Raw genomic sequence first — 19,903 nt, forward strand, 5'->3', positions numbered from 1 at the left:
CCTAGAGCGCTGACAGCGCGCCGCGCGCGGCGAGAACTCCGAGCACCCGCTCGAACGGGACGCCGCGCGCGGCCAGCAAGACCATCAAGTGGTAGAGCACGTCGGCCGCCTCCTCTGCAACGCGGTAGTCGCTTTCGCCCTCCGCTGCGCGGACGACCTCCTCCGCCTCCTCTCGGACTTTGGCTCCCACCACTGCCAGACCCGCGCTAAGGAGGGAGGCGGTGTACGAACCCTGGGGACTCACCCGGCGGCGGTCTCCGATCACCGCCTCGAGCCGTGAGAGCACGGGGCCTCCGACCGGTCTGGCCTCACCATCAGGCGTCCGGTGGAAGCAGGATCGCTGCCCGGTATGACAGGCCGGACCATTGGGAATCACCAGAGCGAGGAGCGCATCGCCGTCGCAGTCCAAGCGTAGATCCACGAGTCGCTGCGTGTGTCCGGAGGTCGCGCCCTTGCGCCACAGCGCCCGGCGCGACCGGCTCCAGAACCACATCTCGCCGGTCGCCCGGGTGCGCTCGCAGGCGTCGCGGTTCATCCATGCCATCATCAGGACCTCGCCCGAGCGTGCATCCTGCACGATGACCGGCAGCAGCCCGTCCTTCCAGTCAGGCAATCCCTCAGCCGGGATCAGCGGTGCCCCATCGCTCACGGATCTCCCGCCTGCCCTTCGAGCCTCACCGGAACACCGGCGGCGGCCAGCGCCCGCTTCACCACCGGAATAGGATACCGGTCGTAGTGGAAGATCGAGGCGGCCAGCGCAGCGTCAGCGCACCCTGCGGTCAGCACCTCGCAGAGGTGCGCGGGCATTCCGGCGCCTCCCGAGGCAATCACCGGAATGCCGACGGCCTGCGCCACGCGGCGCGTCAGTTCCAGGTCGTAGCCCTGGGTGGTACCGTCGCGGTCCACGCTCGTCAGCAGGATCTCCCCGGCTCCCAGCCGCGAGGCCTCGATCGCCCAGGCCACCGCGTCCATCCCGGCGCTCCGGCGGCCGCCGTGGGTCATAACCTCGTAAGCTCCATCTCCCCCGCCGATCCGCTGCGCGTCTATCGCTACGACCACGCACTGGCTGCCGAACCGGTCTGCCGCCTCCGCGATGAGAGCCGGCCGGGCCACCGCCGCGGTGTTGAGGGCAACCTTGTCCGCGCCGGCCAGCAGCAGGTCCCGGACATCGGCCACGCTGCGGACGCCGCCGCCCACGGTCAGAGGTATGAACACCTCGGCGGCGGTGCGCGCCACCGCGTCCAACAGGGCGCCGCGGCCTTCGACCGAGGCCGTGATGTCCAGGTACACCAACTCGTCCGCGCCCTCGCGGTCGTACCGGGCCGCCAGCTCAACCGAATCGCCAGCGTCGCGGAGATCCACGAAGGCGCGGCCCTTGACCACGCGGCCGGCCCGCACGTCCAGGCATGGGATGACCCTCTTGGCCAACATCACCCTGACCCCGCCGCGGCGGCAACGGCCTCCGCCAGGGTGAACCGCCCGTCGTAGAGCGCCCGCCCCACGATCGCGCCGTCTGCGCCGGCGGCCTCTGCCCTGCGGAGATAGTCGAGCGTCGCGATCCCTCCTGAGAGGACCACCGGCACGCGCGACGCTGCCACAACGGCCGCCAGACCACTCATGTTGGGACCGGCCAGCATACCGTCACAAGCCACGTCGGTATAGACGAACCTGTGCACACCTGCGGCCGCCAGCCGGCGGGCCGTCTCGACGACCGAGGCCCTGGAGGTGCATTGCCATCCCTCGGTGACAACCATTCCGTCGCGCGCGTCCAGCGCCGCGACGATCCGGTCGCCAAACCTCGCCAGCGCCTCCTCCAGCAACCCGACCTGGAGGGCGGCCGTGCCGAGGATCGCCCGGGCGGCGCCGGCCGCCATAACGGCGTCAACATCGGCCAGCGACCGCAGGCCGCCGCCGACCTGAACGGGTATCTCCACGGCGCCGCAGATCCTCCCGATGAGATCGAGGTGGCACGGGTGGCCGGAGAACGCGCCGTCGAGGTCCACAAGGTGCAGCCAGTCCGCGCCCTCGGCCTCCCAGCGCCGCGCCAGGCTCACCGGGTCCTGCGCCACCACAACTTGCCGTGCCGGATCGCCCTGCCTCAGGCGGACGGCGCTTCCGGCCATCAGGTCAATCGCGGGGTACACGGTCATCGCCGCCCCCGGGAAGCTGACAGAAGGGCCAGGAGGTTGCGCAGAATCTGCGCGCCCAACCGGCTGCTCTTTTCGGGATGGAACTGCAGTCCCCAGATGACTCCACTGTGCACGATCGCGGGGAACCAGGCCCCGTAGACGGTCTCCGCAACCACCACGCCCGCATCGACCGGCGCCACCACGTACGAGTGCACGAAGTAGAAGTGCGCCTGCTCCGGTAGTCCGCGCAGGATCGGATCCGAGGTCCGCGGCCGCAGGGTGTTCCAGCCCATGTGGGGGACCTTCACGCCCGCCGGCAGGCGGTGCACCTCACCGGCGAGCAGACCCAACCCGGTCGCTCCGCCGCCCTCCTCGCTGTGGTCGAAGAGGAGCTGCATCCCCAGGCAGATCCCGACGAGCGGCACGCCGCTGCCGGCAGCCGCGCGCAGCGGCTCCACCATCCCGGCCGCGTGCAGCGCGGCCATGGCCGGCGGGAACGCGCCGACGCCGGGCACGACAATCGCGTCCGCGTCCTGAAGCCCCCGGGGTCCACTGACCACGGCCGGTTCGGCGCCCGCGGCCTCCAGCGCCCGATGGGCGCTCCGCAGGTTGCCGGCCCCGTAGTCAATCAGCGCAACTCGCATCAAAGGACGCCCTTAGTGGAAGGAACGCCTCCTCCGACAACCACCGCGGCACGGCCGAGGACCACTCCGAGACCCTTGAACACCGCCTCCGCGATGTGGTGGGTGTTCCGGCCGCGCACCAGGTCCACGTGCAGCGTCACCGCGCCGTGGGCCGCGAACGCCCTCAACGCCTCCTCGACCAGATCCACGGGGAAACCTCCGACATGATCGGTGGGAAATGCAACGTCGAAGCTCAGAAAAGGTCGGCCGGAGATGTCCAGCGCCAACAGCACCAGGGCCTCGTCCATCGGCAGGTGGACGGAGGCGTACCGGGCAATCCCCTCGCCGGACCCGAGCGCCTGCCGGAACGCCCAGCCTAGCACGATGGCCGCGTCCTCGACTGTGTGGTGAGGATCCACCTCGAGGTCTCCGGACGCGCGCAGGACCAGGTCGAAACCGGCATGCCGGACCATTGCCGACAGCAGGTGATCGAAGAAAGGCACACCGGTCTCGAGTGAGGCCCGCCCGGTCCCCTCAAGCGTCAGTTCAGCGGTAACACGCGTCTCGGCGGTCGCCCGCTCAACCACAGCCGTCCTGTTCATGGTCCCTCCTTCAGTACTTCCGCCAGCGCCCCCAAAAACCGATCGTTGTCGGCGCTCGCCCCTATTGAAACCCTCAGGCACGCGGCCAGGCCCGGGGCCGCTGAGACGTCACGCACCAGGACCCCGCGTTCCGCCAGTTTGTGATGGACCTCCGCCGGCGGTCGCCCGGGCTCGAACAGTAGGAAGTTGGTCTCGCTTGGGTAGACGCGGGCGCCCATCGCCAACAGGGCACGACCAACGCGATCGCGCTCGGCGACGATTGTCCTCACTCGCGACGCGGCTACGTCGCGGCGCGCCGCGAGGACCGGTACCGCCACCTGGGCGAAGACGTTGAGGTTGTACGGGGGCAGCACTTTCAGTAGCTCCGCGACCAGCGGTGCCTGCGCCGTGATCCACCCCACACGCAGCCCGGCTCCGGCCAGCGCCTTGCTGAAGGTTCGTACCACCACCAAGTGCGGATGGGCGTGGACGGACTCAAGCCAGGAGGTCTTCGCGAACTCCCAGTAGGCCTCGTCGAGCACGACCGCGCCCGGCGCGCCGTCTATCACTTCGGCGACCGCCTCAGGAGCCAGCGCGCCGCCGGTCGGGTTGTTGGGCGAGGCCATGTAGATCGCCTCGGCGCGGTGGGCCCGCGCGGCCCGCAGCACGGCACCGGCGTCGAGCGCAAACCCCGGTCCCAGGGCCACCTCGACTACCCGTGCGCCGGCCCCGACGGCCAGGATCGGTGCCATCGAGTACGTGGGGGACGGCATCACCACCGTACCTCGGGCCGCGAAAGCGGCGAACGCCGCGGCCAGCGCCTCGTTGGATCCTGCGGTAGCCGCGACCATGGAAGCCGACGTGCCCTGCATCCGGCCCAGGGACTCGCAGACCGCCTCAGCGCGCGCCGCCGGGTACCGGTGCCAGGGCAGGGTCGCCAGGCGGTCGGCGATCTCGCGCTTGAGGTCTTCCGGCCAGTCATCGGGTGCCTCGTTCTGATGCAGGCGCACTAACTCCCCATCCGGGACCGCGGGCGAGGACAGACGGTAGGCGCGCAGGGACCGGACGTCAGACCGCACGCGCGCTACGCCCCTGTCGGGCATCTCGGGCGGCGAGCAGGTGGTCGTCATGCGAGGCAAGGCTCACGGTGCGTAATCGCCTGCACGTGGGCGGGAAACCCCTCGTACCGGCCCAGGCGCGCCGCAACCGGCGCGACCGCGCGCAGGCCGTCCGGCGTCAGGCCGGCGATCGCGGTGGCCTTCAGGAACGACAGCACCGTAACCCCTGAAGCCGCCAGAGCCGCGCCACCGGTCGGCAGGGCAGCCGGGGTTCCGATGGCGTAGTTCGCGGCAGCGAAGGGCGTGGATTGCCCAAGCAAGATCTCTCCGGCATGGCGCACTCGCCCGGCGACGGCCAGCGGATCGGCAACGGCGAGTTGCAGGTGCTCCGGAGCATAAGAGTTGATCCAGGCGAGCGCCTCGTCGAGGTCTGTGGCCAGGAACAACCCGCCCAGATCGGTGAGCGCTGCCCGGGCAAAGGAGAGCCGGGGCTCGGGCAGCCGGTCCAGGTACTGGGGCAGCAGGCTTGCCACCACCCCGGCCAAGGCGGCATCTGTCGCCACCAACATGACCGCGGAATCCGCGCCGTGTTCCGCCTCGGTTAGCAGGTCCACTACCACGGTTGCGGGATCGGCAGTCGCATCCGCCAGCACGATCGCCTCGCTGGGTCCTAGTGTTGCCAGCGGCACAGCCCCAAATGCGCCAGCGGCCTGCTGTACTGCGGCTATCACCGGGCTCCCCGGCCCGCCCACCAGCTCGGTGCGGGGAATCGTCGCGGTCCCCACAGCCAACGCCGCTATCCCGGCGGCGCCGTTGCAGCGAAAGATCTGCCGGATACCCAGGAGATCGGCCACAACCAGCACCGCCGGATCAGCGCTCCCATCCGGCCGAGGCGGCAGCACAACGGCGATTCGCTCGACGCCGGCCACAACCGCCGGGGTCCCCATGGAGATCAGCATGGACGGGAAGCTGCCCTTGCCCGATGGAACGTACAGCCCGACGGAGCGGCACGGCCGGTACTGGACGCCGGTTGTGATCCCAACCTCAATCTGAGTGGTCGCCATCTCAGGCGGCAGGAGCCACTCGTTGAAGCGCCGGACGCGCCCGATCGCGGCCTCCAGCGCCTCGAGAAGAGCTCCTTCCACCGCGTCGCGGGCGGCTTCGATCTCCTCCCTGCGAACGGCAAACCCATCGCCCGCCAGTTCTACACCGTCCCAGCGGGCCGTGTACGCCGCAACGGCCTCGTCGCCGCCCGCCGCCACGTCCTCTAGAACGCGGCAGGCATAGGCCCGCATCTCTGCGCCGAAGATGGTAGCCGTGGAACGCCGCAGGCGCCGCAGGCGCTCCTCCGGCGGCATGCTGCTCAGGTGTGTCACGGTCGGCCGGAACGGACTAGACATGAACCGAAGGCACCCCGACCGTCAGATATGCCCGCAGATGCGCGACCAGATCCGCAACCCGCGGCGACCGGCTGAGGCTGCCGCGGTTCACGACCAGGCGGGCGGTGGACCGCGCGATCTCCGCGACCTCTGCTAGGTGGTTGTCCCGCAGCGTCCGCCCGGTCACGACCAGGTCCACGATGCCGTCGGCCAGTCCTACCAGCGGCGCCAGCTCGGCCGTACCGGAAACGACCACGACCTCCACCGGCCGGCCCGCGGCCTCGAAATAGCGGGCGGTGAGACGCGGGTACTGAGTGGCGATGCGCAGTACGCGCCCTGGTTGCCACAGGCCCGCGGCGCGCGCCGCAGGCAGCGCCACCACCGCCCGGCAGGCGCCGAATCCCAGGTCGAGCAGCTCGTAGACATCACGGGCCTGCTCCAGGATCATGTCTCGGCCGACGATGCCCGCGTCCGCCGCGCCCTGCTCGACATAGGTCAACACATCGGCCGGCTTAACTGACAGGATCCGCGCGCCGCCGGAGGTCTCCACAAGCAGCTGCCGGTCCGCCTCGAACCAGTCCGGAAGCAGGCCGATCGCACGGAGAATCCGCTCCGAGTCGCTCCGTAGCCGGCCGGTCGGCATGGCGAGTGCAATCGGCTTCATGGCCGCGCCGCCATGACCGTGCGGACGACCTGGACAACCGTCTCACCCGTGGCCGCCTCCTCGCGGCCGCCGTGCCGCACGCGCAGGCCTTCACCGCCCGCAAGAACGATACAGAAGCCCTTCCCCGTAGCGGACACCTCTCCGGCTGGATCCACAACCGCCGACATGCCGGCCTCACGTAGCCTGGCCGCCGCTGCCACGGCCACCGAGTAGCAGCCTTCGTCGTAGGCGACGACGATGGGAGCAACGCTGTTGTCTGCCTCCTCCGCAACCTCAATGAGCCGCTCGACGCCCAGGGCGAATCCCGTTGCCGGGGAGGGATGTCCAAAACCGGCCAGCAGGCCATCGTACCGCCCGCCGCCGAGGAGCGGCAGGCCGGCGCGAGGACCATGGGCCTCAAACACCACGCCGCTGTAGTAGTCGAAGTCCCGGATCAGGCCCAGGTCCACCTCTATCTGGACCTCCGGCGCGTGAACCGCGACTGTATCGAGGGTCGCGCCGAGCGCTTCCAGCGATGCGTGACCCTCTCCGTTCGTGACCAGTCCCGCCGCCTGATCCAAGGCGCCCGCGCCGCGCAGCGCAGGCAGCGAGCGCAGCACCTCGCGGGCCGGGTCTGGCAAGGCCGCTTCGTCCAGGTCCGCGAAGGCGCGGCGGTAGAGCAGGTCGCGCACTCCCTCAGCCGCCGCTTCCGGTAGGGCACTCATCACCCCGCGGAGAAATCCCGCGTGTCCCACGCTGATGACCACGCCAGCAACGCCCGCGGCCCGCAGCGCCTCTGCGGCGAGCGCGATCACCTCGGCGTCGGCACACGGACCACCTGCGCCGATCAGTTCCACCCCCGCTTGAACGAACTCCCTCTCGCGGCCCGATTCGCGCTCCTGCCCGCGGAACACCGGGGCCACATAGGCGAGCCGCACCGGGCTCCTGCCTGCCGGGAGGAGTCGGGTGGCCGCGAACCGCGCCAGCGGTACTGTCATCTCCGGCCGCATCGCCAGCACCTCTCCCCCGCAGTCCACCATCTTGAGCAGCCGGTCGCCTGCGCCTGGCCCCCCTCCCCTCAGAAACGTTTCGTAGAACTCAAGGGTGGGCGTGGCGACCTCGGCGTAACCCCAGCGCGCGAAGAGGGCGAGCAACTGCCCCTCCAGCCGGCGGCGGGCGGCGACCTCCGCAGCGGCCTGATCGCGCATGCCCGCAGGCAGGGTGCGCCATCGCGGCCGCTCCCGAGCGCGGATCCTCACTGTCTCTGCTCCTTTACCGTGATAAAGCGCTGAAGTACAAAACAGGGTTACCCTAGCACGCTCTGCGCGGTGGTGTCAAGCGCGGTGGTGTCAAGCGCGGTGGTGTCAAGCGCGGTGGTGTTAGCGCCCGGGCCGGCTGAGGCGCGCCAGAACGGTGCGGTAGCCGTCGGCCCCGTACTCGAGGAAACGGCGTACGCGGCTGATTGTTGCGCTGCTGGCCCCCGTGCGCCGGACGATCTCGTCGTAGGTGTGCCCGGCCGCAAGGAGGCGAGCAACTTCCAGGCGCGTAGCCAGCGCCTTGATCTCCGCCACGGTGCAGAGATCCTCGAGGAGGCGGTAGCCCTCCTCCACCGTGCGCAGGGTGAGCACGGCTCGGCAGAGCTGATCGGCCAGCGCATCGCGCAGCCGAGGATTCACGGTGGGTGCACGGCGGCGGCCCATGGCGCCTCCTTGCCGGGAGATGGAAGGTCACACCTTGGTTCGTCTGTGCGAGGCGGTTCCCTGCCGTGGGTTGGCTGGGGGAGGAGGATTCGAACCCCCGCTAACGGGTCCAGAGCCCGTCGTCCTACCGCTAGACGATCCCCCAGTACGCTGACGCCGCGAGCAGACCGCAGCGTTCCCCCACGATTATAGTGAAGGTCCCGAAACAGGGTCAAGCACGGCATGCATTTCACACCTCCCACTCCCGCCTTCAGCCGCGCCGAGGTTCGGCACGAAGGGAGATTGCGAATCAGTGGTGAAAATGCGACCTACTGTGAGAGCGAGGAAGGTCGCCCTGCTCGCCTGCGGTCTGATCATCTTAGGCCTGCCGTCTTCATGGCATGCGGGATCGGCTGTGGGACGGGCGGGAAACCAGCCGCCTGAAGTGCATAGGACGGCCACCATCGTTGATCTGCACTGCGACACCCTGCTCGACCTGCACGCCCGCAGGCGCACCCTGGCGGAGCGCTCGGCACGAGGCCACGTCGACCTACCGCGCCTGCGCGAAGGCGGGGTCGGAGTGCAGGTATTCGCGGCCTACACCGCGCCAGACCAGGGACCGGCACCGGCCTGGGCGCTGATCCGGACATTCCACGACGCTATGACGGCCAATGCCTCGCAGATCGGACTTGTCACGACGGTCGAAGAGATTGATGCGGCGCGGCGGGTAGGCAGGATCGCGGCGGTCCTCTCAATCGAGAACGGTGGCGAGGTTCTGCGCGGCGATCCCCGGGTCCTCGACGCGCTCTACGTTCAGGGCGTCCGGATGCTGGGGCTTACCTGGAACGCCAGCAACATTCTGGGAGACGGAGCACTAGGCCGGGAGCACGGCGGGCTGACGGACGCGGGCCGGGCGGTCCTGCGACGCATGGAGGAGCTCGGCATTATCGTGGACGTGTCGCACCTCTCGGAGGCCGCATTCTGGGACACGATGCGAACGACCCGAGGTCCGCTCATTGCTTCCCATTCCAATGCGGCTGCGCTCCGTCCACATCCGCGCAACCTGACCGATGAGCAACTCCGAGCCATCGCCGGCCGGGGCGGCGTGGTCGGCGTCAACTTCTGGCCTGAAATCCTTGGCGAGGCCACTGCGGAGCGGGTCCTTGACCACATTGATCACATGGTCAAGGTGATGGGAGTCTATCATGTAGCTCTGGGTGCGGACTACGACGGAATACCCCAGACCCCTCGTGGGCTCGAAGACGTCTCCCGGCTCCCAAACCTGACCATTGGGCTGCTGCGGCTCGGCTACAACGCGGAGCAGATTCACAAGATCCTCGGTGGGAACGCGCTGCGGGTATTCCGTCAGGTCTGGAAGAACTGAGCCGCACCCTTTCTGCCACTTGTCTGAGGGTGTATCCTGGAGCGCAGGAGTCACCATGAGCAACGAGACGAACATCCCGACCAAAGAGCGGCGCGTCAATCCCAACTTCATCACGGAGATCATCGAAGAAGATCTCCGGGCGGGGCGCGCCTCAAAGATCGTCACCCGCTTTCCGCCCGAGCCCAACGGCTACCTGCACATCGGGCACGCCAAGTCCATCTGCCTCAACTTTGGGCTCGCGCTCGACTACGGCGGGGAGTGCAACCTGCGCTTCGACGACACCAACCCCGAGACCGAGGAGATCGAGTACGTCGAGGCGATCAAGACGGACGTGCGGTGGCTGGGCTTCCAGTGGACCAGGGAGCTCTATGCATCCGACTACTTCGAGCGCCTCCACGAGATGGCGGTGCAGCTCGTCAGGGACGGCAAGGCCTACGTGGAGACCCTCAGCGATGAGGAGACCAGCGCGTACCGGGGCACCGTGAACGAACCCGGAACGCCAAGCCCCTACCGTGACCGCAGCGTGGCGGAGAACCTGGACCTCTTCGAGCGCATGCGGGCGGGCGAGTTCCCAGGAGGCGCGCACGCGCTGCGGGCCAGGATTGACCTCTCGAGCGCCAACATGAAAATGCGCGACCCGGTGCTCTACCGGATCGTGCACGCATCGCACTACCGCAGAGGCGACGCGTGGTGCCTCTACCCGCTCTACGACTTCGCGCATGGGCTCTCCGACGCCGTCGAGGGCATCTCGCACAGCATCTGCACCCTGGAGTTCGAGAACAACCGTGCCATCTACGACTGGCTACTGGAGAACCTGCGCGGGAAGTGCGGCCTGCCCGAATCGCCCCGCCCCTACCAGTACGAGTTCGCCCGGCTGAACCTGGACTACACGGTCTTGTCCAAGCGCAAGCTGATCAAGCTCGTAGACGGAGGGCACGTGAAGGGATGGGATGACCCGCGCATGCCTACGGTCTCGGGCCTCCGGCGGCGCGGTGTAACCCCTGAAGCCATCCGGGAGTTCGCCAACCGCATCGGCGTGGCCAAGGCCAACAGCCGCGTGGACCTGGGCTTTTTCGAGGCAGCCGTGCGTGACGACCTCAACTACCGCGCCCCCCGCGTGCTGGCCGTGATCAGGCCCCTCAAGGTGGTGGTCACCAACTACCCCACAGGAGAGGTCCGGCACATCGAGGCCTCCTACTGGCCGCACGACGTGCCCAGGGAGGGATCAAGGACGGTGCCGTTCTCGAGAGAACTCTACATCGAGCGCGACGACTTCATGGAAGATCCGCCCAATGGGTTCCACCGCCTGATCCCGGGAGGACTGGTGCGGCTGCGGCACGCCTACGTGATCCGCTGCAACGAGGTGTTGCGGGACGCATCCGGCGAGATCGCCGAGCTGCGCTGCACCTATGACCCCGACACTCTCGGCAAACATCCCGCGGGAGGCCCGGTTAAGGGCACCATTCACTGGGTCTGTGCGCCGCACGCGGTGGGGGTAGAGATGCGTCTCTACGACCGCCTCTTCCGTGTGCCCGATCCCGAGGCCGCCGAGGGCGAGTTCACCGACCACCTGAACCCGGAATCGCTGGCCATCTTCGAGGGCTTCATTGAGCCCAGCGTGCTCCAGGATCCCCCGGACACCAGGTACCAGTTCGAGCGACTGGGATACTTCTGGCCGGACCCGGTGGACTCCAGACCTGGCCGCATTGTCTTCAACCGCATCGTGGCGTTGCGCGACTCCTGGACAAAGGCCAGGGAGAAACCCAAGGGGTATGCCAAGGTCCAGCCCAAGCCCGCAGGGGGGGCTGAGTCAAAGCCGAAGACCCGGGCAGAGCTCACCCCACAGCAGCAGGACGAGCACGCCCGTCTTGCGGCCCTGGGCGTGGGTGAAACCGGAGCATCGGTCCTGGTACGGGAAATGCGGCTTGCGGCCTACCTCGAAGAGGCCGCAAGGCATGGAGACGCTGCCGCAATTGCCATCTGGGTCGTCAACGACCTGGGCCCGGCCATCCGCGCGGGCAACACCAGGGTTTCCCCGGCCCAACTTGCGGCGCTGGTGGCCCTCATCCAAGCGGGAACCATCAACAGCCGCATCGCCAAGGACGTGCTGGCCGAAGCCCAGGAAACCGGAGCCGCACCTGTCGAGATCGTGGAGGCAAAGGGCCTTCGTCAGATCAGCGATGCAGGTGTCATCGAGCCGATCGTGGACCGACTCGTCGCCGATAACCCGGACAAGGTTAGGGCATTTCGACAAGGCAAGACGGCGCTCGCGGGCTTCTTTGTCGGAGGGGTGATGCGGGAAACCGAGGGTCGGGCGAACCCGCAGTTGGTGCAGGACCTGGTCGCGCGCAAGCTGGGCGGTGATTCCTAGGGAGGGCTAGCCATCCAGCCCCAGTTGCTTCCGGCACGCCTCGATGAACCCCAGCCACACCTCGTCCAGGCCCCAGAACCGCCGGGCATGCGCGTCCGCTTGTTCCACGGTCCATGCCAAGCGCAACTGCCCATACAACGCCACGAAGCTCGATACCCGGTAGTTGGCCGCGCAATGAATGAACGTCTTCCTGGTAGGGCAGCGGTCCATCAAGACCAGGAACCTCTGAAAATCCTCGACCGTCGGGGCGTCGAACTTCACGGGGATGTGATGGTACTTCAGCCCAAGCGACTCGACCAGACCGGCCTCGTCCGGCAGGCAGTACCTCGGGTCGAGCAGTCCGAGGTTCACCACTACCTCATAGCCGGCTTCCGCTACCTCGCGCAACTGGGCCTCGGTCGGCTGCCCGCCGGTACCCAGCCGCTCGTCAATCTGCGCGAAGTTCTTGATCTGCTCCATCGTCGTCACACCCCCCTGCCGCCCGACGCAGCCGCTCGACAGCCCGCTCCCTACCCAGAACCTCGATCAGCTCAAACAGGCCGGGGCCGGTCGTCTTGCCCGTGAGCGCAACACGCGCCGGGTGGACCAGCGCGCGGGCTTCCGCGCCGGCACGGGCGCAGACCTCGCGTAGCGCGATCTCGATGCTTCCCCTCTCGAAGGGATCCAGCGCGGTGAGCGCGTCCGCGTACTCGAAGAGCAGCGGCGCCGCTACCCGCGTGAGGTACTTGGCCGCGGCCTCGGAATCGTAGACGGGTTCGCGGAAGAAGAAGTCGCCGTAGGCCACGATATCGCGGCCGGCCTTCAACCGGTCCCCTACCACCCCGATCACCTGCGCCAGGTACCGCCGTTGCTCTGGCGTGGGCTCGCCTGCCAGCAGGCCCTCCTGGATGAGAACCCGGGCGCACAGCTCTGCGACGCGGTCACGGTCCTGCTCGATCAGCCCCCGCATGTACACGCCGTTCAGCCAGGTGAGCTTGTCCAGATCGAAGGTCGGCGACGCGCGGCCCACATCTTCAAGGCGGAATCTCCGTATCATCTCCTCCAAGGCGTACACCTCGCGCTCGGCCTCGGGATGCCATGCCATGAGCGCGAAGAAGTTGAGGATCGCCTCGGGCAGGAAGCCCTGCCCACGGTACTCGCGCACGGCGGTGTCGCCGTGCCGCTTGCTGAGCTTCTTTCGGTCTGCGCCCAGGATCGTAGGCAGATGGGCCACGGCAGGCGGCGTCCAGCCGAGCGCCCGGTACATCACGAACTGCTTGGGCGTGTTCGAGAGGTGTTCACTGCCGCGGATCACGTGGGTGATCTGCATCAGGTGATCGTCCACCACGTTGGCGAAATTGTACAGCGGCGTGCCGTCCGAGCGGACGATGATATAGTCGTCCAGGTGCTCGGGGTCGAAGACCACGCGGCCGCGCACCAGATCGTCCACAACAATGGGGTCGTGGGCCCCTGTCACGCGCAGTCGGAGCGAGGGGCGCACACCCGCGGCCTCCAGGACCGCGCGATCCGCGATGCTGCGATCGCGGCAGCGGCCCGAGTAGCGGTGCGACCGCCCGGCTGCGGCGGCCTGCTGCCGTTCGGCCTCCAGCTCGTCGGAGGAACAGTAGCATGGGTAGACCGCGCCGCGGTCGAGCAGCTCCTGCGCGTAACACGCGTAGATGCCGTCGCGCTCGGTCTGCCGGTAGGGACCGAGGGGCCCACCCATGTCAGGTCCCTCGTCCCAGGCGATCCCCAACCAGCCGAAGTCCTCGAAGATCGAGTTCTCGTACTCCTGGGTGGAGCGGGTGCGGTCGGTGTCCTCCACCCTCAGGATGAACTGCCCGCCGGAGCTGCGGGCGTGCAGCCAGTTGAAGAAGGCCATCCAGGCCCCGCCCATGTGAAGGTACCCGGTGGGGGATGGCGCGTAGCGCGTGCGGACTTGGGCCATGCCGGGATCAGACAAACAGCAAACTGACGGACTGGTTCAGGTGGATGCGGCGGATCGCCTCCGCCAGCAGAGGCGCCGCCGAGAGCAGGGTGACCTTCGCGGGCGGCCCCCCCGCCGGGAACGGAATGGTGTTCGTCACGATCACCTCGCGGATCTCGGGCCGGGACAGGCGATCGAACGCAGGGCCCGCAAAGACCGGGTGGGTCGCGCACACGTAGATCTCGGGCACGCAGCCCTGCGCGAGCAGCACGTCCATAGCACGGTCCACGGTCCCGGCGGTGTCAATGATGTCCTCTATGAGTATTGGCGTCCGCCCCTGGACTTCACCCACGACCTGTACCGGCTCCTTGGCATCGGTGCCCACGCGCCGTTGAAATATCACGGCCAGGGGGAGGTCCAGCCGGTCGGCCAGTTGCTTGCTGCGGCGCACCGCGCCGTCATCGGGCGCCACCACGACCCCGTTGGCCAGGCCCTTGCGCGCCAGATAGTCCGCAAACAGGGGGAGCGCCCGCAGATGGTCCACCGGGATGGTGAAGAAGCCCTCGATCTGACCTGCGTGCAGGTCAACCGTCAGGACCCGGCTTACGCCGGCCGTTGTGAGCAAATCCGCCACAAGCCGTCCGGTTATCGGCTCGCGCGGCGCGTCCTTCTTATCCTTCCGGCCGTAGCCGTAGTAGGGGATCACGGCGGTGATGCGCCCGGCGGAGGCGCGGCGGAGCGCGTCCACCATGATCAGGAGCTCCATCAGGTGCTCGTTGACGGGGTGGCAGGTGGACTGAACCACGAAAGCGTCTTCGCCGCGCGCGTTCTCCTCGAAGCGACAGTAAACCTCTCCGTCGGCGAAGCGCGTCAACATCACCTTCCCCTGGGGGATGGCCAGGTAGTCGGCGATCTCCCGGGCCAGGGTGGGCACCGAGCTGCCGCAGAAAAGCTTCAGCTTCCCGTAGTCGGTAGCATCCATTGGCGAACTCTACCGCGGCACGATGAGGAACTTGATTGCGGTCCGCTCCTCCCCGTCTATCTCGACCTTTGTGAAAGCCGGGATGGCCACGAGGTCTATCCCGTTGGGCGCGACATATCCCCGGGAGATCGCGATCGCCTTGACCGCCTGGTTCACCGCACCCGCGCCGATGGCCTGAAGCTCGACCGACCCCTTCTCGCGCACCACTGCGGCCACTGCCCCTGCCACTGCCTTTGGCTTGGAGTCCGCGGAGACCTTGAGCACCTCCGGCATGGTGGACGGCGCCTCCTCGAATGCAGCGACGGAAAGCCTACGGCGTATTCGATATCCGGATGGCTATTCCGTTCCCTGGGTCGGAACTCCTGCCAGCAGCCTCACGACGCTGCCGATACCGGATGCGGCCGCCTGCCTCAGGGCAGGAACGGCCGACCGCAGGCGGGCGCGCGCGACTGCGCGCGCCCGCCAGGCGGCGGTCAGCGCTTCTTCAAGGGCCTGCTCTGAGGCATCAGCGGGTAGGGGACCTGGCAGGCCCATCCCGGACGCGAACGCGGTCACCTTGGGATCGTAGGCCAGAGCCACCGCAGGCACGGCCTGGAGCGTCGCAAAGATCAGGGCGTGCAGGCGGACGCACAGCATCAGGTCCATCGCACCCACCAGACCCAGCAGGTCCTGGGGGGTCGCGGCCTGCACGACGCGGCCGGCGGAGGCCGCTGCGACGGCGTGGCTGATCTCCAGATCGCGAGTCCGGTCAAACGGGAAGACCGCGACCTGCGCGCCGTGCGCCCCTGCGAAGCGCCGCACTGCCCTACCCATGGTCGAGACCTCTGCCAGACCCTTCCACGGGCGCACCGCAACTCCCAGGAGCGGGGCCGAGCCGTCCAGTCCGGATTGGGTCAGCAAGTCTTCCGCACGCTGGGGCGGGGATGGAATCAACAGCGAGGCCAGGTCCGCTCCCACGTCTACCGAGCGGACCACTCCCATCGCCCGGAGCGCGCGGGCTGACGCTGCGTCGCGCACGCTGATCGCCTGCGCGCGGTTGAACGCCTTGGCTGCCAGCCCTCTTACCCACGGCCGGTGGATCGGCCCGACCCCCTGCCCGACCACCGCGAACGGCACCCGACGCATGGAAGCTGCGAGCATGGTGCCGATGTAGTACAGGGCGCTGCGCGCGCTGGTCACGTCCTGGACCAGGGATCCGCCTCCGCTGATCAGCAGGCGCGCACCAGCCAGCGCCTGCCATACGGCACGAGGGGAGCGTGGATGGGCCTCCACCCCGTGCAGGATTGCCGTCTCCGCCGGGTCGGCGGAGAGCACCACCAGCCGCAGGTCCACCCCGGCGGCGCGCAGCCCGGCGATGAGCCCGGCCAGGACGGCCTCGTCGCCCAGGTTGCCGAAGCCGTAGTAGCCGCTGACTAGGACCGGTCCGGTCGCCGCGATAGCCAGAGGAGCACCATGACCGCAGGGACGGCGAGGGCCGCGCCCAAGAGGAGCGCGTTCCCTGTCCGCCACACAGTGTAGACCAGAGGGGTGTGCAGGTGGGAGAACGAGTTGATCGCGCCGGCGGTGCCGATGGTACCTACCAGCGCGAATGCCAGCGCGACCCGCCTCCATCCCAACGAGGCCGCAACACCGGCTACTACCAGCGCCGGGTAGCCGATCAGGAACTCCTTGGTGCGAGGGCGGGCCACGAGCAGGTTCTCCAGGACCGTTCGAAGCTGCTCCTCGGCTCCGGCGAGGGGCAGGCTTATGTTGCCGGTTCGCGCCAGCAGCATGACCCCTGCAAGACCGGCTGCGAGCACGGCCAGCGCCGCCCCCAGGCGGAGCGGCTGAGCTACCCAGTCGTTCAGTTCATGCACGGTTGAGCGCCAGTCGCCCTCCCGCCGGTCGAACGCCAGCATCAGGGCCACCAGCACCACCGGCGCTACGTGCGCAACCTTCACCCCCAGGAAGGCAGAGAAGGCCAGCATGAACTCCCATCTGCTGAGCAGCGCGGCCACGAAGACGCCGGTGGCGGTCGCCACTGCGGCGGCGCGGAAGAGCGTGAGCCATCCCTCGGCAACGGCGCCGGCGCCCGACTTCCTGGAGCGCGGCAGTGCCCACACGGTCGCGCCGGCAGCACCTGCCACCGCGGTGGCCAGCGACAACACCTGCCTCCACAGCGCGTCAAACCGGGTGAACCCGGCCAGCACGCTCAGCAGCACGGCTGCGCCCAGAATCACACCGTACGCGCCACGTGGAACACGGGTGCCGAGCACTCGCGCCAGGTCGTCCATGACCAGCAGGCCCAGAGCAGCGGCCCCGAGCGCCGCCACCCAGATCAGCGGAGCCGGCACCTCCAGGGGCGGAAGCGGCCGTGCCCGACCGGTAGCGAAGCCCAGCGCCCGCAACTCCCGGGCGACCGTCTCTACCACGCCCAGGTTGATCTCCAGCGCCGGTGTACCGGCGGGCGTCGCGAGCAACGGCCGGAGGTAGAGCAGCCGGATGTTGCGCTCCGCCGCCGCGCGCACGAACTTGTCTACCACCTCATCGGGCTGCAGCACCAGCAGCTCTTCCGGGGTGATGCTGAAGACGCGGATCACCGACGGCCGCAACAGGGCGGTGAGGCGGTCCTCGCCTTTCTGCTTCCGGCGCTCCGTGAACACCTCGATCCGGCCGTAGCGAACTCCGGCCTGCTGGTAGGCGGCCGCGGCTTCCGTGAGCAGCCCCTCGTAGCCCAAGACCTCGGCGAGCGCGAAGATCAGTATCGGCGAGGACGTTGTTGCCGCGTAGCTCTCGACCATCACACCCAGGCTCTCGGAAGTAAGCCCGCGGAAGTTGCGCGGGCGCAGCACCACCTCCAAACCCGCCGTCCGGTAGGGAGCGGCGTCCGCGGGCCGGAACCCCAGACCCAACTCCTCCAGATCGGGCACCGTGCCCAGAACCTCTATCGCGCCGTCTAGTGCGCGCACCCTATCCGGGCCCAGCAGCGCGGTCAGGCGCCCTCGGACGAACGCCATCGCCTCCGGCGGTCCCGAAATGTAGACCGCGTCCTCGCGCAGCTCTCCCCTGGCCGCCAAACCGGTAAAAGGCTCACGCAGTGCGGCCAGTCTTCCCGCGGAGGCGAGCGGACCGCCGCCGGCGTAGCTGACCGCGCCCTCCCCGACGAGTTTCTTGAGGGTGTTGTCGCTGAGCGCCACCGAGACCGCGCCGCGCCGACGAAGGTCGGCCATCACCGAGGAAACCGGGCGGCCCTCGCGCCGGATCAACGCCACCCAATCATCGCCGTCCAGCACGATCTCAACGGCGCGGTACCGAGATTCAAGGCGGTGGCGCGTGGCCAGCACGACAGCGGAGGCTACAAGGCCGAGCACAACCAGCCAGACCAGGGCGCGCCGCGTCACCGGAGGGATCCCACGACCTGCGCGAATACGACAACCCGGCCTGCCTCCGAGATCACCCGCTCAATCTGAACGGGCACCGGCAGGCCGCGCAGCGACAGAATGGGTTGCGAGGCCACGGCCAGCACCGCGTTGGCGAGCGCCGGAGGCAGTTCCATTCCGTTCACCTCCAGGGACGCCACGCGGAAGTGGAGATCGGTTCCGGAGACGGCGTAGAACTGCCCGCGGACCCTCGCCGGCCCTGCGACCGGTCCGGCACGCACCAGGCCCGTCGCGGTGATCCCAACGGCGTCAATCGTTACCACGGGGCCGACGATACCGTGATCTGCCAGCAGGCGCTCCAGATCCGGCTGACCGATCTCGAGTTCCGCGCTGCCGGACTCCACGCTGCGGATTGCCGCTCCGCCCTGGCCCGACCCTGCCATCTCGACACCGGCCATGACGGCGCGGAACCGGCGGGCAGGGACTTTGCCCAGGGACAGGTCCCGAGCTTCGATCTCCAAATGGTTCACGCGGCCACGCGCGAGCGACCACGCCGTGGTGCGTGCCCTGACCGTCAACTGCCCCGGGGGGCCTAGTTGCGAGCGGATCGAGGCGGCCACCTGATGCCGGACGAAGGCCGAAGGCACCCACGACCACAGCGCCGCAAGAGCGGCGATCCCGATCAGCCACCAGACGGCTCGGCGCATCAGACCGCCTGCGCGCGCAGCGCAGCTTCGATGAACTGGTCGAGCGCGCCGTCCAGCACTGCGGCGGAGTTGCCGGTTTCAACGCCCGTCCGGTGGTCCTTGACCATTTGATAGGGATGCAGGACGTAGGAACGAATCTGGTTCCCCCAGGCGGCCTCTCGGTACTCCCCGCGGAGTTCGACCAGGCGTTCGCGCTGCTGCGCCTCGGCCGCCTCCACCAGACGGGACTTCAGGACGCGCAGCGCGGTCAGCTTGTTGGCGTGCTGGGACCGCTCGTTCTGGCACTGCACAACGATTCCGGTGGGCACGTGGATCACGCGAACCGCGGTCTCCACCTTGTTGACGTTCTGTCCGCCGGCGCCGCCGGCCCGGTAGGTCTCGACGCGCACGTCGTCCTCGCGCATCTCCACTTCCACGCCGTCCACCTCGGGAATAACGTCCGCCAGCGCGAACGAGGTGTGCCGTCGGTGCGCGGCATCGAAGGGCGAAAGCCGCACCAGACGATGGACTCCCCGTTCCGTCCGGAGGTGGCCGTAGGCGTAGGGACCGCTGATGATCACGGTAACGCTCTTGAGGCCGGCTTCCTCGCCAGACGACAGGTCCACGATCTCCACGGTGTATCCCTTTCCATCGGCCCAACGCAGGTACATCCGCAGCAGCATCGAGGCCCAGTCCTGGGACTCCGTACCGCCGGCACCCGCATGGATCGAGAGGATCGCGTTGGAGGCGTCGTGGGGGCCCGAAAGCAGCGCCGCGGTCTCAATCCGGGACAGGGCGTCTGCCACCGCGCGCGCCTCGGCCTCGATGTCGGCGGGGTCGAGATCCTGAGGGGACTCGGCTGCGAGTTCCAGGAGAGCTTCAAGGTCGTCAAGTTGCCGCTGCAGGGCGCCCACCGTCTCCACCGTGGTGCGAATCTGGCTGAGCTCCACTCCCACGGCCCGGGCCCGCTCCGGGTCGGCCCAGAGCGTGGGTTGCTGCATGGCTACCTCAAGTTCGGAAATGCGGGTCTGCTTGGCCGGCAGGTCAAAGATGCCCCCGGAGGTCCTGGAGGCGGCGGCGGCTCTCGTTGAGCCGAACGTGCAGATCGTCGAGTTGGATCATG

20 protein-coding genes and 1 tRNA gene are annotated in these 19,903 nt (G+C 68.4%); 2 read left to right on the top strand and 19 right to left on the bottom strand.

The genetic code is table 11. The annotated features are described in order from the left end of the window. Position 1: 1 nt before the first annotated feature. The 11 genes from hisIE to RDU83_06725 form a co-directional block, all read right to left on the bottom strand. Positions 2-649, bottom strand: a complete 648-nt coding sequence (gene hisIE, locus RDU83_06675) for a bifunctional phosphoribosyl-AMP cyclohydrolase/phosphoribosyl-ATP diphosphatase HisIE (protein MDQ7840697.1) — start codon at positions 647-649, stop codon at positions 2-4. Beyond that, complete coding sequence (gene hisF / locus RDU83_06680; protein MDQ7840698.1) at positions 646-1,431, bottom strand: imidazole glycerol phosphate synthase subunit HisF; 786 nt, start codon at positions 1,429-1,431, stop codon at positions 646-648. The genes hisIE and hisF overlap by 4 nt, the downstream gene beginning before the upstream one ends. Next, a complete protein-coding gene (gene hisA, locus RDU83_06685; protein ID MDQ7840699.1) occupies positions 1,431-2,150 on the bottom strand; it encodes a 1-(5-phosphoribosyl)-5-[(5-phosphoribosylamino)methylideneamino]imidazole-4-carboxamide isomerase in 720 nt (239 codons plus the stop codon). The genes hisF and hisA overlap by 1 nt, the downstream gene beginning before the upstream one ends. Further along, positions 2,147-2,773, bottom strand: a complete 627-nt coding sequence (gene hisH, locus RDU83_06690; GenBank protein MDQ7840700.1) for an imidazole glycerol phosphate synthase subunit HisH — start codon at positions 2,771-2,773, stop codon at positions 2,147-2,149. Before hisH ends, hisA begins: the two co-directional genes overlap by 4 nt. Next, positions 2,773-3,354, bottom strand: a complete 582-nt coding sequence (gene hisB, locus RDU83_06695) for an imidazoleglycerol-phosphate dehydratase HisB (GenBank protein ID MDQ7840701.1) — start codon at positions 3,352-3,354, stop codon at positions 2,773-2,775. The genes hisH and hisB overlap by 1 nt, the downstream gene beginning before the upstream one ends. Beyond that, positions 3,351-4,463, bottom strand: coding sequence for a histidinol-phosphate transaminase (locus RDU83_06700; GenBank protein MDQ7840702.1), 1,113 nt, complete (start codon positions 4,461-4,463; stop codon positions 3,351-3,353). The genes hisB and RDU83_06700 overlap by 4 nt, the downstream gene beginning before the upstream one ends. After that, positions 4,460-5,791 (bottom strand): histidinol dehydrogenase, encoded by a 1,332-nt coding sequence (hisD, locus tag RDU83_06705; GenBank protein MDQ7840703.1) that lies wholly within the window; start codon positions 5,789-5,791, stop codon positions 4,460-4,462. The genes RDU83_06700 and hisD overlap by 4 nt, the downstream gene beginning before the upstream one ends. Next, positions 5,784-6,434, bottom strand: coding sequence for an ATP phosphoribosyltransferase (gene hisG, locus RDU83_06710; protein MDQ7840704.1), 651 nt, complete (start codon positions 6,432-6,434; stop codon positions 5,784-5,786). Before hisG ends, hisD begins: the two co-directional genes overlap by 8 nt. Continuing rightward, entirely contained in the window at positions 6,431-7,672 is a 1,242-nt protein-coding gene (hisZ, locus tag RDU83_06715) for an ATP phosphoribosyltransferase regulatory subunit (protein MDQ7840705.1), read from the bottom strand. Before hisZ ends, hisG begins: the two co-directional genes overlap by 4 nt. Positions 7,673-7,792: 120 nt before the next feature. Further along, positions 7,793-8,113, bottom strand: coding sequence for a YerC/YecD family TrpR-related protein (locus RDU83_06720; protein MDQ7840706.1), 321 nt, complete (start codon positions 8,111-8,113; stop codon positions 7,793-7,795). A gap of 71 nt (positions 8,114-8,184) precedes the next feature. Further along, positions 8,185-8,258 (bottom strand) — tRNA-Gln (locus RDU83_06725). A 279-nt stretch (positions 8,259-8,537) separates the two neighbouring features. Here RDU83_06725 and RDU83_06730 point away from each other — a divergent pair. Continuing rightward, positions 8,538-9,476, top strand: coding sequence for a dipeptidase (locus tag RDU83_06730; protein ID MDQ7840707.1), 939 nt, complete (start codon positions 8,538-8,540; stop codon positions 9,474-9,476). 55 nt (positions 9,477-9,531) lie between these two features. Further along, positions 9,532-11,847 carry a glutamine--tRNA ligase/YqeY domain fusion protein gene (locus tag RDU83_06735; GenBank protein MDQ7840708.1) on the top strand — a complete coding sequence of 772 codons (2,316 nt, stop codon included), beginning with the start codon at positions 9,532-9,534 and terminating at the stop codon, positions 11,845-11,847. Between the two features lie 6 nt (positions 11,848-11,853). On the opposite strand, the gene RDU83_06740 is transcribed toward RDU83_06735, so the two are convergent. From RDU83_06740 to prfB, 8 genes are all read right to left on the bottom strand, one after another. Then, positions 11,854-12,306: a protein tyrosine phosphatase family protein gene (locus RDU83_06740; GenBank protein MDQ7840709.1), complete on the bottom strand. Its 453-nt coding sequence runs from the start codon at positions 12,304-12,306 to the stop codon at positions 11,854-11,856. Continuing rightward, the gene (gltX, locus tag RDU83_06745; GenBank protein ID MDQ7840710.1) at positions 12,275-13,774 is read right to left on the bottom strand and encodes a glutamate--tRNA ligase; all 1,500 of its coding nucleotides are present in this window, start codon (positions 13,772-13,774) and stop codon (positions 12,275-12,277) included. The genes RDU83_06740 and gltX overlap by 32 nt, the downstream gene beginning before the upstream one ends. Before the next feature lie 7 nt (positions 13,775-13,781). Continuing rightward, complete coding sequence (locus tag RDU83_06750) at positions 13,782-14,735, bottom strand: ribose-phosphate pyrophosphokinase (GenBank protein MDQ7840711.1); 954 nt, start codon at positions 14,733-14,735, stop codon at positions 13,782-13,784. 9 nt (positions 14,736-14,744) lie between these two features. Further along, positions 14,745-15,008 (bottom strand): stage V sporulation protein S, encoded by a 264-nt coding sequence (locus tag RDU83_06755; GenBank protein MDQ7840712.1) that lies wholly within the window; start codon positions 15,006-15,008, stop codon positions 14,745-14,747. Positions 15,009-15,071: 63 nt separating this feature from the next. Then, positions 15,072-16,244 carry a polysaccharide pyruvyl transferase CsaB gene (csaB, locus tag RDU83_06760; protein MDQ7840713.1) on the bottom strand — a complete coding sequence of 391 codons (1,173 nt, stop codon included), beginning with the start codon at positions 16,242-16,244 and terminating at the stop codon, positions 15,072-15,074. Next, complete coding sequence (locus tag RDU83_06765) at positions 16,148-18,115, bottom strand: DUF5693 family protein (GenBank protein MDQ7840714.1); 1,968 nt, start codon at positions 18,113-18,115, stop codon at positions 16,148-16,150. Before RDU83_06765 ends, csaB begins: the two co-directional genes overlap by 97 nt. Then, complete coding sequence (locus tag RDU83_06770) at positions 18,112-18,801, bottom strand: DUF2993 domain-containing protein (protein ID MDQ7840715.1); 690 nt, start codon at positions 18,799-18,801, stop codon at positions 18,112-18,114. Before RDU83_06770 ends, RDU83_06765 begins: the two co-directional genes overlap by 4 nt. Beyond that, a protein-coding gene (gene prfB, locus RDU83_06775; GenBank protein ID MDQ7840716.1) for a peptide chain release factor 2 occupies positions 18,801-19,902 on the bottom strand; the annotation gives its coding sequence in 2 pieces (ribosomal slippage) (positions 18,801-19,829 and positions 19,831-19,902; 1,101 coding nt in all). Before prfB ends, RDU83_06770 begins: the two co-directional genes overlap by 1 nt. Position 19,903: the final 1 nt, after the last annotated feature.

The organism is bacterium, from assembly GCA_031082185.1.
Taxonomy (GTDB): Bacteria; Sysuimicrobiota; Sysuimicrobiia; order Sysuimicrobiales; family Humicultoraceae; genus VGFA01.

Bases quoted from the DNA above. Each gene is read 5' to 3' on its own strand.
- hisF (MDQ7840698.1), bottom strand. From the start codon at position 1,431: ATGTTGGCCAAGAGGGTCATCCCATGCCTGGACGTGCGGGCCGGCCGC.
- hisA (MDQ7840699.1), bottom strand. From the start codon at position 2,150: ATGACCGTGTACCCCGCGATTGACCTGATGGCCGGAAGCGCCGTCCGC.
- hisH (MDQ7840700.1), bottom strand. From the start codon at position 2,773: ATGCGAGTTGCGCTGATTGACTACGGGGCCGGCAACCTGCGGAGCGCC.
- hisB (MDQ7840701.1), bottom strand. From the start codon at position 3,354: ATGAACAGGACGGCTGTGGTTGAGCGGGCGACCGCCGAGACGCGTGTT.
- RDU83_06700 (MDQ7840702.1), bottom strand. From the start codon at position 4,463: ATGACGACCACCTGCTCGCCGCCCGAGATGCCCGACAGGGGCGTAGCG.
- hisD (MDQ7840703.1), bottom strand. From the start codon at position 5,791: ATGTCTAGTCCGTTCCGGCCGACCGTGACACACCTGAGCAGCATGCCG.
- hisG (MDQ7840704.1), bottom strand. From the start codon at position 6,434: ATGAAGCCGATTGCACTCGCCATGCCGACCGGCCGGCTACGGAGCGAC.
- RDU83_06720 (MDQ7840706.1), bottom strand. From the start codon at position 8,113: ATGGGCCGCCGCCGTGCACCCACCGTGAATCCTCGGCTGCGCGATGCG.
- RDU83_06735 (MDQ7840708.1), top strand. From the start codon at position 9,532: ATGAGCAACGAGACGAACATCCCGACCAAAGAGCGGCGCGTCAATCCC.
- RDU83_06740 (MDQ7840709.1), bottom strand. From the start codon at position 12,306: ATGGAGCAGATCAAGAACTTCGCGCAGATTGACGAGCGGCTGGGTACC.
- gltX (MDQ7840710.1), bottom strand. From the start codon at position 13,774: ATGGCCCAAGTCCGCACGCGCTACGCGCCATCCCCCACCGGGTACCTT.
- RDU83_06750 (MDQ7840711.1), bottom strand. From the start codon at position 14,735: ATGGATGCTACCGACTACGGGAAGCTGAAGCTTTTCTGCGGCAGCTCG.
- RDU83_06755 (MDQ7840712.1), bottom strand. From the start codon at position 15,008: ATGCCGGAGGTGCTCAAGGTCTCCGCGGACTCCAAGCCAAAGGCAGTG.
- RDU83_06770 (MDQ7840715.1), bottom strand. From the start codon at position 18,801: ATGCGCCGAGCCGTCTGGTGGCTGATCGGGATCGCCGCTCTTGCGGCG.